Here is a 16787-nt window from a genome sequence, read left to right on the forward strand (position 1 = left end):
GGCGGGGAGTCTTTTTATTATTTTTTTAGAGGTGGAAAATGGCGCTAACAAGGAAACTTCTTTGTACCTTTGCGGCCGTTAATAAAATAACTAATAACACAAGGAACTTATGGGAGGTTTTTTCGGAACAGTCGCCAAAGCAAGTTGCGTGGCAGATTTGTTTTACGGCACAGATTATAATTCGCACTTAGGGACAAAACGTGGCGGTATGGCTACTTACGATCAGGAAGAAGCAACTTTCAAGCGCTCTATCCACAATTTGGAAAGTACCTATTTTCGTACGAAGTTTGAAGATGAGCTGGATAAATTCAAAGGAAATTCCGGCATCGGCATCATCAGCGACACAGACCCTCAACCTCTTATCTTAAATTCCCATCTCGGTCGTTTTGCCATCGTCACAGTTGCCAAGATTGTGAATCTGGAAGAACTGGAAGCCGAACTTCTGGAGCAAAACATGCACTTTGCCGAATTAAGCTCCGGCAAAACCAACCAAACAGAACTTATCGCTTTGCTGCTGATACAGGGCAAGAATTTTGTAGACGGCATTGAGAATGTATATAAGCATATTAAAGGCTCATGCTCCATGCTTCTGCTCACTGAAGACGGCATTATCGCCGCACGCGACCGTTGGGGGCGTACTCCCGTTGTCATCGGCAAGAAAGAAGGCGCTTATGCAGCCACCAGCGAGTCGAGCAGTTTCCCGAATCTGGGCTACGAGGTAGACCGTTATTTGGGTCCGGGCGAAATTGTCCGCCTGCATGCCGATGGAGTAGAGCAGATGCGCAAGCCCGATGAGGAGATGCAGATATGCTCTTTCCTGTGGGTTTATTACGGTTTCCCCACTTCCTGTTATGAGGGAAAGAATGTGGAAGACGTACGTTTCTCTTCCGGATTGAAGATGGGACAAACCGATACTTCGGAAGTGGATTGCACTTGCGGTATTCCTGATTCCGGCGTAGGCATGGCGTTAGGATACGCCGAAGGAAAGGGAGTGCCTTATCATCGCGCCATTTCAAAATACACTCCGACATGGCCGCGCAGCTTCACGCCCAGCAGACAGGAAATGCGTTCGCTGGTGGCGAAGATGAAACTCATTCCCAACCGCGCCATGCTGGAAGGCAAGCGCCTGTTGTTCTGTGACGACTCCATAGTCCGCGGAACCCAGTTGCGCGATAATGTAAAGGTGCTTTATGAGTATGGAGCGAAAGAGGTACACATCCGTATCGCCTGTCCGCCGTTGATATATAGCTGTCCGTTTGTCGGCTTCACGGCATCCAAAGGCGATTTGGAGTTGATTACCCGTCGTGTCATTAAGGAGCTGGAAGGCGATGAAAACAAAAATCTTGAGAAATACGCCACTACCGGTTCGCCGGAGTACGAGAAAATGGTAGAAGTTATCCGCGAGCGTTTCGGTCTGTCTTCATTAAAGTTCAATACGCTGGAGACACTGGTTGAGGCTATCGGCCTGCCTAAATGTAAACTTTGTACCCACTGCTTTGACGGTAGCAGCCACTTTTGATTGACAAAATAGTTATCAAGGAATAAAAAAGGGTCGTGAATTGCTTGGCAGTTCACGACCCTTTTTTTAACTTTACGGCAGGAAAACAGTAAAATAGCGATTAGGGTTTAGTGATTAGTGATTAATGCCGTTCGGATAAAGAGGGAGGGCGCGGTTGCAGCCTACCGACCGTTAATCGTTCATCGCTAATCACTAATCACTAAACCCTAATCACTAATCATTATGACTTTAGTAGAACGTTTTTTAAAGTATGTAAGTTTCGATACGCAATCGAATGAGGAGAGTGGAGTAACTCCGAGTACTCCGGGGCAAATGGTATTTGCCAGGTTTTTGAAAGAAGAATTGGAATCTTTGGGTTTGGAAGATATTACGTTGGATGAAAACGGTTATCTGTTTGCCACCCTTCCTGCCAATACAGATAAGCCTGTGCCTGTTGTCGGCTTCATCGCGCACATGGATACAAGTCCCGATATGAGCGGAAAAGATGTCTCTCCGCGCATTGTGGAGAATTACGACGGCAAGGATATTGTTCTTTGCGCAGAAGGGAAAGTGGTTCTTTCTCCCGCCCAGTTCCCGGAACTGCTCGACCATAAGGGAGAAGATTTGATTGTCACCGACGGAAAGACTTTGCTGGGCGCCGATGACAAAGCGGGTATCGCGGAGATTGTTTCGGCGATAGCCTATCTGAAAGAGCATCCTGAAATCAAACACGGTAAAATCCGTATCGGTTTCAATCCCGACGAGGAAATAGGTTTGGGAGCGCATAAGTTTAATGTCGAGCAATTCGGCTGCGAATGGGCCTATACCATGGATGGTGGTGAAGTGGGCGAGTTGGAGTTCGAGAATTTCAATGCGGCTTCCGCCAAGATTGTGTTCAAGGGACGCAATGTACATCCGGGATATGCCAAAAACAAGATGATAAACTCTATCCGCGTAGCCAACCGTTTTATTTCCATGCTTCCCGGCCACGAAACGCCGGAACATACCGAAGGTTATGAAGGATTCTATCACCTCATCGGCATTACGGGTGAAGTGGAGCGGACTACGGTTTCCTACATCATTCGCGACCACGACCGTGTTCGTTTTGAGAACCGCAAGAAAGAGTTTGAACACCTTGTCCGCAAGATTAACGCCGAATATGGCGAGGGTACGGCCGTACTGGAGCTGCACGACCAATATTATAATATGCGCGAGAAGATTGAACCGGTGATGCACATCATCGATACCGCTTTCAAGGCTATGGAAGCTGTCGGCGTAGAGCCTCACGTAAAAGCTATTCGCGGCGGTACGGACGGTGCGCAACTTTCGTTCAAAGGGTTGCCTTGTCCCAACATCTTTGCCGGCGGTCTGAATTTCCACGGACGTTACGAGTTCGTTCCCATTCAGAACATGGAGAAGGCCATGAATGTTATCATCAAGATCGCCGAACTCGTTGCCGCCCAATATAACTCATAACTTATAACTCATAACTCATTCCTCATACCATGAAAACCACTCCGTTTACAGAAACACACATCTCGCTGGGCGCTAAGATGCACGAATTTGCGGGATACAATATGCCTATCGAATATTCCGGTATCATTGACGAACATCTCACCGTTTGCAAGGGCGTCGGCGTATTCGATGTCTCCCACATGGGAGAGTTTTGGGTGAAAGGCCCGCATGCTTTGGACTTTTTGCAGAAAGTCACTTCTAACAATGTGGCCGCCCTTACGCCCGGTAAAGTACAGTACACTTGCTTTCCCAATGAGGATGGCGGTATTGTAGACGATTTGCTGGTCTATCAGTACGAACAGGAGAAATATCTGCTGGTTGTCAACGCTTCCAATATCGAGAAGGACTGGAACTGGTGTGTGTCTCATAATACGGAGGGGGCTGAATTGGAGAATGCTTCCGACCGTATGGCGCAGCTTGCGGTACAAGGACCGAAAGCTGTCGAGGTATTGCAGAAACTGACGCCTGTCAATCTTTCCGAGCTTCCATATTACACTTTTACGCATGGGGAGTTTGCAGGCGAGCCGGATGTCATAATCTCCAATACCGGCTATACCGGAGCCGGAGGTTTTGAGCTTTATTTCTATCCCGAAGCGGCGATGAAGATATGGAATGCCGTGTTCGAGGCAGGTGCGGAGTTCGGTATCAAGCCTATCGGTTTGGGTGCCCGTGATACGCTTCGTCTTGAGATGGGGTTCTGCCTGTATGGAAATGACCTGGATGATACCACGTCGCCCATCGAAGCCGGGCTGGGATGGATTACCAAGTTTGCGGAGGGTAAGAACTTTACCAACCGTCCGATGCTGGAGAAACAGAAAGCGGAGGGTACGGCGCGTAAATTGGTTGGCTTTGAAATGGTGGATCGCGGTATTCCCCGTCACGGTTATGAATTGCAGAGCCCGGAAGGCACTCCCATTGGCGTGGTTACGTCGGGTACCATGTCGCCTACCCGTAAAATCGGTATCGGTATGGGATATGTGAAGCCCGAATATAGTAAGGTTGGTACGGAAATCTGTATCGATATGCGCGGGCGCAAGCTGAAAGCGGTGGTGGTACGTCCGCCGTTCCGGGGCAAAGTATAGGATTATGAAATAAAGATATCTTATTTTATTTAAAACAATCAAGGCTGAATTTTAATTCAGCCTTGATTGTTTGATAGCGGTAGGCCTGAATTTCTAAAACTCAATATTATTACATATCGGGAGTTAAAATGCTAAAATTGCTCTGACACAAAGACGCCCGTCATCGTTTTTGTAGGTTTGATTAATGTAGCTGTCAAGAAAATCACCATACCATGCGCGATTGAAATAATCTTGATTAGGATTTGCAGTGTGTTTCTCCGGAGCTTCCGAGCTCGACCAATAGCCTAAGTAGTTATTGGAAGGGTCATTGTTCCTGCGTATTGAAAAGTTCTCGGCACTACCGGCTGCTTGGGTGTTTAATGTACTGAACTTTTTCTCGATTAAGATTTTGTTGGATGTGTTTGCAGGAATATCATACCCAAGATCCCAGATACTTCCGTTGATAACCCCCGAGTATATAAGGGAAAGTTCCTTGATGGAGGGAAGATACCACCCGCTACTCTTACCGGGAGCCGTATTGCTTGCCGCATAAGTATCTATGGATTGTAGGATGGTGGCTTTACTGCCGCTATTGCTTTTGTTGTATTTTTTGATAACTTCCGTATTGTTATATCCTAACATCATATTCAGATTGCCGTCAGGGTCTTCATCTTTGGTCTTTGCGATAAGGATGCTGACATAAGGCTCGGAAAGGCCGGCATCGCCGATAGCTGCATCGGCTGTCTGCCAAATTACTCCTTTGCCGGCGTCTTTCAATGCTACCACAAGTCCGTGGTTACCGGTAGACGTGTCGCCTATCTTTGCTCTTAATACAGCGTCGTCTTTTGCTACATCGCCCACATGAAAGATTACGCCTATGCATGTTTTGGAAGAGATAAGAGAGGCGGAGAAAGTGCCGTCGCTGTAATAATAGTCACCTGTGTTGACTATTGCGGTGTATTTCAAAGCGCGGGTGGCTATTGTTTTCCGGCCGTCTGCGCCTATAATGCTTACTTCGAGCATGGCGGTTTCGCCGTCAGCAATGTCCTCGGGAGCGGTGACCGTGACTTTGGCGTCATTCTTGCAGTTGCCGGTAGCCGGGTCAAATGTAGGATGTTCCACACTCACTGTCCAGGGGAGAGCGGCGGCGCGGGTTTTGATATCCGTGCTTGTACCCCGGTCGCTGGTGATTTGAGCCATGATAGCGGTATAGCTGTCTGCCTTGAGGTCGCTGGGCAGACTGAGAGGAATGTCGGTAGCAAGCTCGGTGAGGGAGATGGCGGCATTGGTGTGTTCCGTATCCGTACCTATTTGGAAAGTCTTGTAGCGGGGAAGCCGGATTTTGGTTGTGCCGTCGGCCAGCGTCAGCTCTATATAGTCGTCGTTGTCGGTATCGATACCGTCCGTTGTGAAGATGGCGTCGCCTTGAGGTCCCGTTACTTTTGTCCAATTGGCGCCGTTGTCCACACTGAGATAGGTCGCATCCGCCTCATAAGCGGAACCGCCGCTTTCCGAATTGAGCGTGCTGCCTGTTTTCAGCCGGGGAGTGGGGGCGGTAGCTCCCGGTTCGCCGGTGACACGCAGCCGTTTGCCGTCGACACGGAGATAATCGCCGTTTAAAGTCCAGTAGTAGATGCCGTTATCCTCTTTTGCGCTGATTTGGGGAGTGGCTCCGGCAATACCCTGCTCGCCGTTTCTGATGGTGACGGCTCCGCTTTTCACAAAGTTTATTACGTAGCCCGAGCCATCGGTGAGGGGAGTTACGCTCGTCACATAGTCGTTGTCGCTTTGTGCATTGATGATGGACTGCAAGCCGGCGATGTTGTCGTTTACCAATGCTTGCCATTTCTCAATAGCCGATATGCGTGCGGCAAGAGTTGCCTGTTCTCTGCGTATCTCGGCTAAATCATTTTGCATACAACCGCTCAGAGCCGCTATGACCGTGAGCAGTAAAACTAAGTTCTTTTTCATAATATATCCGTAAGTATTGTTGTTGTTTGCTTTTCTGCCGATATGCCGGCGTCTGCCGCTGTCTGTGTAAGACGTGTGGGGTGTTGCTTCTTCTTGGAGAATAAGGTGAGAAGTGCAGGGGGTGTCTTGGAGAGTTTGTTTGCTTTGAGCCATGTGTTATATTGTTAAGTTAAACATACAAAAAACGTGAGTTGCTGTATTTGTTTATCCTACAATCAGGCCTTCGCATTGCCCCACCCATGGATAAACAACAGCCACTCACGCCATTTTGTATATAGATACTCCTCTACCGGATACACCGATGGAAAAGTAGGTATATAACACAGACGTGAGCGTTGTTGTTATCATCTTCATGGGTTTCAAAGTTGCGAAGTTTGATTGTAGAAGATAATTTCAATAACGCTTCTTAAAAAATAATTAGTTTCGTTGCGCTCAATGGAACTTTCGCAAAGATAAGTAGTTTTTTGTTAAGAGAGAATGGATTGTCCACTTTTTATTTTGTTTCTTTTAGGCATAAGCTCTCTCCGTTTTCAGTTTGATGATATTTGCCTTCACCTTCCACACGCCTGTTTATGCGGGATAGCGGGTGAAACCTTGTTTTCGGCTTTGAAATGTTTGAAGGGCGCCGGCAAATGTGCACGGAGGTAATTGTGTAAGTAAATCCGTCTTGCGAGACGAAAAGAACCATCCCGCAAGACGGATTTATCTATCCCGTAAGACAAAATAATCCGCCTTGCGGGATAAATAATTTCATCTTGCGGGACGGTTTTGTGTACGGTGATAATCGTCTTTGGTGCGCTTGAAAAGTCTGTTTGATAGGCTTGAAAACTTTTTTTGATGTACATCCTGTCGTTTGGCTGAACCTGAGTATGCGCGGTATAATAAAAAAAGGGAATCTGTATCAGACTCCCTTTTTCTGCTTCTTTAAAAAACAGATTATTTCTTACGGTTACCGTAACGGCTCATGAACTTATCAACACGACCGGCTGTGTCAACCAACTTAGACTTACCGGTGTAGAACGGGTGAGAAGTGCTGGAGATTTCCAGCTTTACCAATGGATAAGTTTCGCCTTCGAACTCGATAGTCTCTTTAGTATTTACAGTAGAACGAGACAAGAACACGTCGCCGTTTGACATATCTTTAAATACTACCGGACGGTAATTTTCAGGATGAATACCTTTTTTCATTTCAATATTTGTTTTTTAATTTATATTCTGTTACTATTTTGGTAATAAATAGTGTAATGGTCTTTTTCAGTGCGCAAAGATAATGCTTTTCTATGAAATGAAAAAAGGTTTTTTGCAAAAAAAGCCGGAAATTGATAGGTTTATAGCTTTTTATTTTAGATTTTTGCAGGAGATTAATACCATATCACCTATGAGAAAACTGATTATATTCTTTTCTTTCTGGTTCGGCGTTACAATAGTCACGGCCCAGAATACGGAGCGCAAGCTGTACAGCATAGCGTTTTATAATCTTGAGAATCTGTTTGACACCATTCATGACGCAGGCAAGAACGACCATGAGTTTTTGCCCGATGGCAGTTATCGGTGGAGTGCGCGGAAGTACGAAGCCAAACTGCATAATCTCTCGAAAGTACTGAGCTCCCTGTCACGGGATCTGGTTCCAGAGGGGCCGGCGGTAATCGGCGTGGCGGAAGTCGAGAATCGAAGGGCGTTGACAGACCTTGTCAGCCGGCCGGCCATATCCAACTACAAGTTTGTGCATTACGAAGGACCCGACAGACGCGGTATCGACTGCGCGCTCCTGTATGACCCGCAGCAGTTTACCGTGACGAACTCCAAACTGGTGCTCTCCACTCCGTTTGAAGGGGATACGGTGCATCTGACACGCGGTTTCCTCATTGTGGACGGCCGAATGGCAGGTGAGCGTGTGTGCTTCATCGTGAATCACTGGCCTTCCCGCGGAGCGAAATCACCGGTGCGTGTGCATGCCGCCAAGCAGGTAAAGGCGCTGACGGACTCCTTGCTGCGTGAGGACAAAAAGCTGAAACTCTTTGTCATGGGAGATATGAACGATGACCCGATGGACGAAAGCATGCAGACTCTGGGAGCCCGTAAATATGTGTCGGGTATGAAAGCGAATCAGTTCTACAATCCCTGGTGGGAGATACTGGAGGATAAGGGCGTGGGAACTCTGCTCTATCGCGGCAAGTGGAACCTGTTCGACCAGATTGTACTGTCCAGGCCGGTGGTGAAAGCGAAGAAAGGATTACGCTACGACCATAGCGAGGTCTTTATCCGCGACTATCTGATTCAGCAGGACGGCAAGTACAAAGGTGCGCCTCTGCGTACCCATGGCGGGCGTGTATGGCTGAACGGTTACAGCGACCATCTGCCTACGATTGTTTATCTGAAAAAGTAAGCGGGCGCCGGATGTTACACAAGCTCTTGGTTTATATCAGGAGCAACTGTCATTCAGAGCGTACAAGCTGATTACGCGTATTTACTTATTTACTTTATATATAATAATGTGTAAATAATCGGCCGGAACGTAAACTTGCTTTCCGGCTTTTTTGTTTATAGAGGTGAGAACGCAAAAGGCTGAATGAACAGACAGATGCAAGAACTTTGTAATATGGAGATTACAATATTCTGTTAATTCAAGCCAATGGCTTTAAAATAGAACAGATTTGACAGATAAATAGAGATATTTTATTCTTCTCCCGTTCTTCTTTTTAAAGGATAATGCTTACTTTTGCGTAGAATTTTAATTCACTAACAATAAACTTTAAACAAAATGGTTAATTACAAAGATTTAGGCCTTGTAAACACAAGAGAAATGTTTGCTCGCGCTATCAAAGGTGGATATGCAATCCCTGCATTCAACTTCAATAACATGGAACAGATGCAGGCTATCATCAAGGCTGCAGTAGAGACTAAGTCTCCGGTTATCCTTCAGGTATCCAAGGGTGCTCGCCAGTATGCTAACGCTACTTTGCTGCGTTACATGGCTCAGGGCGCTGTGGAATATGCCAAGGAACTGGGCTGCAAACATCCTGAAATTGTTCTTCACCTTGACCACGGAGATACTTTCGAAACTTGCAAAAGCTGTATCGATTCAGGTTTCTCCTCAGTAATGATTGACGGTTCACATCTTCCATACGAAGAAAATGTAGCTCTGACAAAGAAGGTTGTTGACTACGCTCACCAATTCGATGTTACAGTAGAGGGCGAACTCGGCGTATTGGCAGGTGTAGAAGATGAAGTGTCTGCTGAACACCACACATATACTAACCCTGAAGAAGTTATTGACTTCGCTACTCGCACAGGTTGCGACTCTTTGGCTATCTCTATCGGTACTTCTCACGGTGCATACAAGTTCAAACCCGAACAATGCCACGTAGATCCCGCGACAGGTCGCCTGGTTCCTCCTCCTCTGGAATTTGCGGTATTGGATGCCGTAATGGAGAAACTTCCGGGATTCCCTATCGTACTTCACGGTTCTTCTTCAGTTCCTCAGGAAGAAGTTGATACTATCAATAAATTTGGCGGTAAGCTGGAAGCGGCTATCGGCATTCCTGAAGACCAACTGCGTAAAGCTGCCAAGTCCGCTGTTTGCAAAATCAACATCGACTCAGACTCTCGTCTGGCTATGACCGCTGCTGTTCGTAAGGTATTCGCTGAGAAACCGGCTGAATTCGACCCGCGTAAATACCTGGGCCCGGCTCGTGACAACATGGAGAAACTTTACAAGCACAAAATTATCAACGTGCTTGGCTCGGAAAACAAATTGGCTCAATTGGACTGATAGGGTTAATCTGATTATAAAAAAGGGGAGTGCATTGAAATGCACTCCCCTTTTTACTTTTAGGTACGGATTGAACGGAGCTTTACGGTGCTCTTTGGATTTCCGTGGTTTTCCGTACAATCCGTGCCTGGCTCATATCAAATCCGGGTCTGTTTACAACTCGATAACCAGTGATTCACGCGCTCCCATCTTCAACTCTTCTCCGAAGGTGATCGTTCTGCCGCTTAGAATGTTTTTACCTTGTTTGGCGTCTTTCAGTATTTCCTTGTAGAACTTCAAAGGAACGGCGGTTGCAGAGTCGGTACCGTTCAGCATTACGAAAACGGTCTTGCCTTCGTGCTGACGGGCATAGGCATATACGCCGTTCTGTACCATGAACTGGGTCATGCTGCCTTTGGCAATCACATCGTTTCCTTTACGCCAGTTCAGTATTGTTTTGTAGAAGTTGTAGCAATCGTTTTGAATTTTGCTGCGGCCTTCGGCTGTCAGTGCGGTCTCTTTGTCGTCTGCCCAGCCGCCGGGGAAGTCTTTGCGGACATAACCGTCACTCTTGCTCTTTACGCCGTTCATCATAATTTCCGTTCCGTAGTACAATTGCGGAATACGGCGGGTGGTGAGCAGCAGGGTAGAGGCTTGCTTCAGCATCGGAAGATTGTCGCCCTCGCCCAGGAAGCGGTCGGTGTCGTGGTTCTCGATGAAAGCGAGCACCGATTCCGGATTCGGGTAAAGGAAGTCGTATACGAAACTGTTGTACACCCGGTCTAATCCTTTAAACCAGGTTTCCGTCTCTTCCGTTTTGGCGATATTGATTTTGTCGTAGAAACTGAAATCCATTACTGTCTTCAGATTGCTGTTCTTCGGGGCGGACAGTTTGGAGTCTTTTTGCCACCATGCGGTGTATGCCGGTTCGGTTACCCATGTTTCGCCTACGGTATTGTAGTTGGGGTATTCTTCATTCAGTTCTTTCATCCAGTTGCTCATGGCGTCATAGTCGGCGTACGGGTAAGTATCCATGCGGATACCGTCTATGTCGGCATATTCAATCCACCAGAAACTGTTCTGAACGAGATAGCGGTATACATGCGGGTTCTTTTGGTTGAGGTCGGGCATGGCGGTTACGAACCAGCCGTCGTTCATCTGGCTGAAATCGTATTTCGATGCGTACGGGTCTACGTGGGGAGTCAACTTGAAGGATGTCTGCACAAAGTTGTTTTCATGGTCGGGATTGTTGAACCAGTCTTTGCAGGGCATGTCCTTTATCCATACGTGCTCTACGCCGCAGTGGTTGAAAATCATATCCATTACGATTTTAATGCCGCGTGCATGAGACTTTTCGATGAGTCGCTTATATTCTTCGTTGGTGCCGAAGCGGGGGTCTACCTTGTAGTAATCGGTGGTGGCATAGCCGTGGTAAGAACCGCCGGTCATGTTGTTTTCCAATACCGGAGTAAACCACAAGGCGGTCACGCCCAAATCGGAAAAATAGTCGAGGTGCTGTTCGATACCCGCGAGGTCGCCGCCATGACGGGCATTCGGGTCGTTGCGGTCTACCTTGTACTCTGCCATGCCTGCTATCTGGTCGTTGTCGGGATTACCGTTGGCAAAACGGTCGGGCATCAGCAGGTAGAGCGCGTCGGACGCGTCGAAACCTTTGTGCTCGCAGCCCTTTTTGGCACGTGCCTTTAGCTCATACTCTTTGACAAGCTTTTTCTTGCCTTGCGTAAAGGTGAGTGTCATTTTACCGGGTTTCACGTCTTTGTCCAACTTGAGATAGACCAGCAGGTAATTGTTGCTTTCCAACTTGACTGTACTACTCAGCGAGACGCCGGGATAGTTGACGGATACCGCCGCATTGCCGATGCCTTCACCATATACCATTAGCTGAAGTTCGGGGTTTTGCATGCCGGTGTACCAAAACGGAGGGTCGATTTTGTTTACGTTCATGGCTGCATACGTACTAAGGGAAAGTAGGAGCGTTCCCAAAATGAAGAATACTTTTTTCATGATATTAGCTTTTCGTTGTTTTCTGCGCTAAATTAAAAAAAATAGCGGAGAAGGCTGTCGCCTCTCCACTATTATCCTTTATGCAGGTTATGCAAACGTTTTCACTGCTTACATCAGGAATCCCAACAGGATACCGGCGGCTACCGCCGAACCGATAACACCCGCTACATTCGGACCCATGGCATGCATCAGCAGATAGTTGGTCGGGTCGTATTCCAAACCTACTATTTGAGAGATACGCGCAGAGTCGGGTACTGCAGATACGCCTGCATTACCAATCAGCGGATTAATCTTATTGCCTTTCTTCAGGAAGAGATTGAATATCTTCACGAAGATTACTCCGGAAGCGGTTGCGACGATGAATGAGAATGCGCCCAGACCGAAAATCCATAATGAGTCTGTGGTCAGGAACTCGGATGCTTGCGTGGAAGCACCTACGGTCAGACCCAGCAGGATGGTGATTGTGTCAATCAGCGGACCGCTGGCCGTGTTGGCCAGACGACGGGTTACACCGCTTTCCTTCAACAGGTTACCGAAGAACAGCATACCCAGCAAAGGCAGGCCGGACGGAACGAGGAAACAAGTGAGCAACAGACCGATAATCGGGAACATCACTTTTTCCGTATGAGAAACAACGCGCGGCGGTTTCATGCGGATAAGGCGTTCGTTCTTGCTGGTAAGCAGACGCATGATAGGCGGCTGTATTACCGGTACCAACGCCATGTAGGAATAGGCGGACACCGCGATTGCACCCATCAGGTTGGGAGCCAGCTTGGACGAGAGGAAGATAGCCGTCGGGCCGTCTGCACCACCGATGATGCCGATAGCTCCGGCTTGCATCGGATCGAATCCGATGGCTAAGGCTGTCATGTATGCGCCGAAGATACCGAATTGCGCGGCTGCGCCGACCAGCATCAGCTTCGGGTTCGAAATCAGGGCGGAGAAGTCCGTCATGGCTCCGATACCCAGGAAGATGAGCGGCGGATACCATCCGGAAGTCACTCCTTGATACAGAATGTTGAGCACAGACCCTTCTTCATAGATGCCGACTTTCAATCCGGCTTCCATGTTGAAAGGGATATTACCGATCAGCATACCGAAACCGATAGGTATCAGAAGCATCGGCTCAAATTCCTTGGCTACCGCCAAGTATATGAAGAACAAACCTACCAGAATCATTACTACGTGGCCTGCCGTTGCATTGGCAAAACCCGTATATGTCCAGAAGTCGGCAAGGTTGTTTCCTAAAAATGTGATAAATTCTCCCATATTATTCAATAATTACAAGGTCAGTACCTTCGAGTACGGATTCTCCTTTACTAACATTAATAGCGGTAATCTTACCGTCTTTGTCGGCATTGATGTTGTTCTCCATTTTCATGGCTTCCAGGATGATGATAACCTGGCCTTTCTTCACTGTATCGCCCACATTGACCTTGATGTCAAGGATAACGCCGGGCAGCGGAGACTTCACGCCTGACTTGCCGGTTGATGCGGCGGCCGGCTTAACGACCGGAGTGGCCGGAGCGGCCGGAGCCGTACTTACAGGACGCACTACCGGTTTGACAGCTGCTTTCGGAGTTTTCTCCATTTCAACCTTATAGGGAGTACCGTTCACTTCTACGTGGGCGATATTATCTTCAATATCTCCAATGGTAACCTTATATACGTTACCGTTGATTTTGTATTTATATTCTTTCATCGTTTTATCTTTATTAAAGGTGACTTTACTTTCTCTGAGGAGTTTCACGCAGTGTATAAATCTTGGAGCTCCATGGTGAATAGCTGCGTTTTACACGGGTAATGGTGAGCACGGTGTCTTCCACATCGTGTACATCGCTCTGCATTTCGTGCAAAGCCAGGGAAATGGCGGCGAATACTTCACCGGGGGCTTCTCCCAATAGTTTTTCTTTAGCTTCTTTCTTGTCGGTAATACCCTTGGCGCGCATTGCGTTGCGCTTGCTGAGGTTGACGGAAATCTTGCCTACAATCTTGAAAGAAATATAAAGCAGAATCAAACCAAAGAATACTACACTCATGGCGGAAATAGACATACCTATACCTACGCTGTCGTGCTGCTCGAACTTCTCCATCTTGGCATTGCTGTCGATGGTTTGGTTGTTGGTGCTCGGAGTAACGTACTTATCGGAAGTTTCTCCTTTGACCTCCCATTCCGGAGTAGCGTCGCTGACGCGCGCATAGGACTGGTTGGCCTTTAATACACCGGCAGGAACTACAATCTGATCCAACAGTTTCTTGCCGGAATCGTACAGACCGATCCAGTTGGCATTCAGGCTGTCCAGTTTAAAGTTGGTGTGGAATGTACCGCGATTAGGTTCTCCATCCGCCCAGAATAATGCGTGCTGACGGGGTTTTACCAAAGTCAGGACATCACCTTTCGGGATAAAATAAGTGGCGGTATCGCCCGGCTGGCTGCTAAACTTCAGATAGCAACCTGCAAGGTCGGCGCTGCCGTATGATTTATTGAATATTTCAATCCATGCGCTGTGTACACCGTAGTCATCCTGGAAGTTGCTTTCGTTGTTGATAAGCACTTCATTCAGCAACAGTTTGGAGTTTGCCTTCTTCTCACCGCAAGAAGAACAGAAACCCAGCACCAGCATCAATGAAAGGAATATTCCGATTTTTGTTTTATTCATAAATTTGAGTTTTTATTTTTCAATTCTCAACTTTCAATTCTCAATCTTTAAAGAGGAATATTACCATGCTTCTTGGCCGGGTTGCTCAACTTCTTGGTTTGCAGTTGCTGCAGGGCGCGGATAATGCGGAAACGCGTATTACGCGGTTCGATAACATCGTCGATATAGCCATACTTGGCTGCATTGTAAGGATTGGCAAATAACTTGGTGTATTCCGCTTCTTTCTCTGCCAGGAATTGGGCTGGGTTTTCTTGCTCTTTGGCTTCACGTGCATATAGGACTTCTACGGCGCCTGCACCACCCATTACGGCGATTTCGGCGGTAGGCCATGCGTAGTTCATGTCACCGCGGAGTTGCTTACAGCTCATCACGATGTGCGAACCGCCGTAAGACTTACGCAGCGTGATAGTAACCTTAGGTACGGTGGCTTCACCGTAGGCATACAGCAACTTGGCACCGTGCAGGATAACGCCGTTGTACTCCTGACCTGTTCCGGGAAGGAAGCCCGGTACGTCTACCAAAGATACGATAGGAATATTGAAAGCGTCGCAGAAACGAACGAAACGCGCGCCCTTGCGGGATGCATTACTGTCGAGTACGCCCGCCAGATATTTCGGCTGGTTGGCTACGATACCGACTGATTGTCCGTTGAAACGGGCAAAACCGATAATGATATTCTTGGAGTAATCTTTCTGGATTTCGAGGAACTCGCCGTTATCGACGATAGCGCCGATAACTTCATACATATCGTAAGGCTTGTTCGGATTGTCGGGAATAATGTCGTTCAAAGAATCTTCCAGACGGTCGATAGGGTCTGTACAGTCTATGTAGGGAGCTTCTTCGAGGTTGTTCTGAGGAATATAACCCAAGAGCTTGCGGATTAAAGCCAAACCTTCCTCTTCGGTCTGCGCGGTGAAATGAGTTACACCCGATTTGGTGGAGTGTACGCTTGCGCCACCCAGGTTTTCCTGGCTGACATCTTCACCTGTTACGGTCTTTACAACTTTCGGACCGGTGAGGAACATATAGGAAGTGCCTTCCATCATCAGCGTAAAGTCGGTAAGGGCGGGAGAGTAAACGGCACCGCCGGCGCAAGGACCGAAGATACCGGAAATCTGAGGAATAACGCCGGAAGCAAGAATATTGCGTTGGAAAATCTCGGCATAACCCGCCAAAGCGTTGATACCTTCCTGAATACGGGCACCGCCTGAGTCGTTGATACCGATACAAGGAGCGCCCATCTTCATTGCCTGATCCATGATTTTGCAAATCTTCAAAGACATGGTTTCCGACAAGGAACCGGCGGAAACAGTGAAATCTTGCGCAAAGATGTACACCAAACGGCCTTCGATGGTACCGCAACCGGTAACCACACCGTCACCGGGATAGTGTTTCTTTTCCATACCGAAGTTTGTGCATCTGTGCTCAACGAACATATCCATTTCTTCGAAACTTCCTTCATCGAGTAACATAGCTATACGCTCGCGAGCTGTATATTTACCTTTCTCATGTTGCTTTGCAATTGCTTTTTCACCACCACCAAGGCGCGCAGCTGCACGGCGGTCAATAAGCTCTTTAATTTTCTCAAGTTGATTACTCATATATTTATAAATTATGAATGGTGAATTATGAATTATGTTGTATGAATTGTGAATTATAAATTATGAATTGAGACGTTACATGACTACAATTCATAATTCTAATTTATAATTCATAATTGTTTATTCTCCTTTTTCGCAGAGTTCCGTCAATACGCCGAGGGTGGATTTCGGGTGCAGGAATGCGATGTTCAAACCTTCCGCACCTTTGCGGGGAGCTTTGTCGATAAGGCGGATGCCCTTTTCTTCAACTTCGGCGAGCGCATCGGCTACTCCGTCTTCCACAGCAAATGCTAAATGGTGCATACCTCCGTTACCGTTATTCTTTTCGATGAATTTGGCAATAGTACTTTCGGGGGAAGTCGGTTCCAGTAACTCAATTTTCACGTCACCTACTTTCAAGAAGGCGGTTCTTACCTTTTGGTCCTCTACGGTTTCAATGTTGTAGCATTTTAAACCTAATACATTTTCGTAGTACGGAAGGGCTTCTTCAATGCTTTTTACGGCAATACCCAAATGTTCAATGTGTGAAATCTTCATAACAGTTTTTATTAATGTTGGTATTCAATTCCTAATTTTTACAATAAGCAGTACAAAGAAAGATATTTCTACTTGAATAAAGAAATTTTTCGCCAATTAATTATAAAGGTATTTCTTCTTAAATTGATTTTATAATTGAGGTTGCCAACTGTTATTTTATCAATTTAT

Annotated in this window: 13 protein-coding genes; 5 read left to right on the forward strand and 8 right to left on the reverse strand. The window is 47.1% G+C overall.

Features of this window, described 5'->3' with window-relative positions:
- Positions 1-109: 109 nt before the first annotated feature.
- The 3 genes from BHV73_RS03960 (at position 110) to gcvT (ending at position 4095) form a co-directional block, all read left to right on the forward strand.
- Positions 110-1519 carry an amidophosphoribosyltransferase gene (locus BHV73_RS03960; RefSeq protein ID WP_286736791.1) on the forward strand — a complete coding sequence of 470 codons (1410 nt, stop codon included), beginning with the start codon at positions 110-112 and terminating at the stop codon, positions 1517-1519.
- Positions 1520-1741: 222 nt separating this feature from the next.
- Positions 1742-2974 (forward strand): peptidase T, encoded by a 1233-nt coding sequence (gene pepT / locus BHV73_RS03965; protein WP_195500990.1) that lies wholly within the window; start codon positions 1742-1744, stop codon positions 2972-2974.
- A gap of 29 nt (positions 2975-3003) precedes the next feature.
- Entirely contained in the window at positions 3004-4095 is a 1092-nt protein-coding gene (gene gcvT, locus BHV73_RS03970; RefSeq protein ID WP_286736795.1) for a glycine cleavage system aminomethyltransferase GcvT, read from the forward strand.
- Between the two features lie 123 nt (positions 4096-4218).
- Here the strand turns inward: gcvT and BHV73_RS03975 are convergent, their stop codons facing one another.
- Both BHV73_RS03975 and BHV73_RS03980 read right to left on the reverse strand, forming a co-directional pair.
- Positions 4219-6045, reverse strand: a complete 1827-nt coding sequence (locus BHV73_RS03975) for a PL29 family lyase N-terminal domain-containing protein (RefSeq protein ID WP_286736797.1) — start codon at positions 6043-6045, stop codon at positions 4219-4221.
- A 936-nt stretch (positions 6046-6981) separates the two neighbouring features.
- Positions 6982-7233, reverse strand: a complete 252-nt coding sequence (locus BHV73_RS03980; protein WP_004289781.1) for a type B 50S ribosomal protein L31 — start codon at positions 7231-7233, stop codon at positions 6982-6984.
- A gap of 190 nt (positions 7234-7423) precedes the next feature.
- On the opposite strand from BHV73_RS03980, the gene BHV73_RS03985 reads away from it, so the two are divergent.
- Both BHV73_RS03985 and BHV73_RS03990 read left to right on the forward strand, forming a co-directional pair.
- A complete protein-coding gene (locus BHV73_RS03985; protein WP_286736816.1) occupies positions 7424-8431 on the forward strand; it encodes an endonuclease/exonuclease/phosphatase family protein in 1008 nt (335 codons plus the stop codon).
- Positions 8432-8806: 375 nt separating this feature from the next.
- On the forward strand, positions 8807-9817 hold the full coding sequence (locus BHV73_RS03990) for a class II fructose-bisphosphate aldolase (RefSeq protein WP_009121449.1): 1011 nt from the start codon (positions 8807-8809) through the stop codon (positions 9815-9817).
- A 153-nt stretch (positions 9818-9970) separates the two neighbouring features.
- Here BHV73_RS03990 and BHV73_RS03995 read toward each other — a convergent pair whose 3' ends face one another.
- The 6 genes from BHV73_RS03995 to mce form a co-directional block, all read right to left on the reverse strand.
- Positions 9971-11821 (reverse strand): glycoside hydrolase family 13 protein, encoded by a 1851-nt coding sequence (locus BHV73_RS03995; RefSeq protein WP_286736817.1) that lies wholly within the window; start codon positions 11819-11821, stop codon positions 9971-9973.
- A 108-nt stretch (positions 11822-11929) separates the two neighbouring features.
- Positions 11930-13090: a sodium ion-translocating decarboxylase subunit beta gene (locus tag BHV73_RS04000; protein WP_087412555.1), complete on the reverse strand. Its 1161-nt coding sequence runs from the start codon at positions 13088-13090 to the stop codon at positions 11930-11932.
- A gap of 1 nt (position 13091) precedes the next feature.
- Positions 13092-13523 carry an acetyl-CoA carboxylase biotin carboxyl carrier protein gene (locus BHV73_RS04005; RefSeq protein WP_022219586.1) on the reverse strand — a complete coding sequence of 144 codons (432 nt, stop codon included), beginning with the start codon at positions 13521-13523 and terminating at the stop codon, positions 13092-13094.
- 25 nt (positions 13524-13548) lie between these two features.
- Positions 13549-14481 carry an OadG family transporter subunit gene (locus BHV73_RS04010; RefSeq protein ID WP_009121453.1) on the reverse strand — a complete coding sequence of 311 codons (933 nt, stop codon included), beginning with the start codon at positions 14479-14481 and terminating at the stop codon, positions 13549-13551.
- Between the two features lie 47 nt (positions 14482-14528).
- Positions 14529-16082: an acyl-CoA carboxylase subunit beta gene (locus BHV73_RS04015; RefSeq protein WP_022219587.1), complete on the reverse strand. Its 1554-nt coding sequence runs from the start codon at positions 16080-16082 to the stop codon at positions 14529-14531.
- Positions 16083-16202: 120 nt separating this feature from the next.
- Positions 16203-16619 carry a methylmalonyl-CoA epimerase gene (mce, locus tag BHV73_RS04020; RefSeq protein WP_087412553.1) on the reverse strand — a complete coding sequence of 139 codons (417 nt, stop codon included), beginning with the start codon at positions 16617-16619 and terminating at the stop codon, positions 16203-16205.
- Positions 16620-16787 lie beyond the last annotated feature (168 nt).

The sequence above is a fragment of the Bacteroides sp. 44_46 genome (genome assembly GCF_001915465.1).
Lineage (GTDB): Bacteria > Bacteroidota > Bacteroidia > Bacteroidales > Bacteroidaceae > Bacteroides > Bacteroides clarus.

Bases quoted from the DNA above. Each gene is read 5' to 3' on its own strand.
- mce (WP_087412553.1), bottom strand. From the start codon at position 16,619: ATGAAGATTTCACACATTGAACATTTGGGTATTGCCGTAAAAAGCATT.
- BHV73_RS03995 (WP_286736817.1), bottom strand. From the start codon at position 11,821: ATGAAAAAAGTATTCTTCATTTTGGGAACGCTCCTACTTTCCCTTAGT.
- BHV73_RS03990 (WP_009121449.1), top strand. From the start codon at position 8,807: ATGGTTAATTACAAAGATTTAGGCCTTGTAAACACAAGAGAAATGTTT.
- BHV73_RS03985 (WP_286736816.1), top strand. From the start codon at position 7,424: ATGAGAAAACTGATTATATTCTTTTCTTTCTGGTTCGGCGTTACAATA.
- gcvT (WP_286736795.1), top strand. From the start codon at position 3,004: ATGAAAACCACTCCGTTTACAGAAACACACATCTCGCTGGGCGCTAAG.
- BHV73_RS03980 (WP_004289781.1), bottom strand. From the start codon at position 7,233: ATGAAAAAAGGTATTCATCCTGAAAATTACCGTCCGGTAGTATTTAAA.
- BHV73_RS03975 (WP_286736797.1), bottom strand. From the start codon at position 6,045: ATGAAAAAGAACTTAGTTTTACTGCTCACGGTCATAGCGGCTCTGAGC.
- BHV73_RS04010 (WP_009121453.1), bottom strand. From the start codon at position 14,481: ATGAATAAAACAAAAATCGGAATATTCCTTTCATTGATGCTGGTGCTG.
- BHV73_RS04005 (WP_022219586.1), bottom strand. From the start codon at position 13,523: ATGAAAGAATATAAATACAAAATCAACGGTAACGTATATAAGGTTACC.
- BHV73_RS04000 (WP_087412555.1), bottom strand. From the start codon at position 13,090: ATGGGAGAATTTATCACATTTTTAGGAAACAACCTTGCCGACTTCTGG.
- pepT (WP_195500990.1), top strand. From the start codon at position 1,742: ATGACTTTAGTAGAACGTTTTTTAAAGTATGTAAGTTTCGATACGCAA.
- BHV73_RS04015 (WP_022219587.1), bottom strand. From the start codon at position 16,082: ATGAGTAATCAACTTGAGAAAATTAAAGAGCTTATTGACCGCCGTGCA.
- BHV73_RS03960 (WP_286736791.1), top strand. From the start codon at position 110: ATGGGAGGTTTTTTCGGAACAGTCGCCAAAGCAAGTTGCGTGGCAGAT.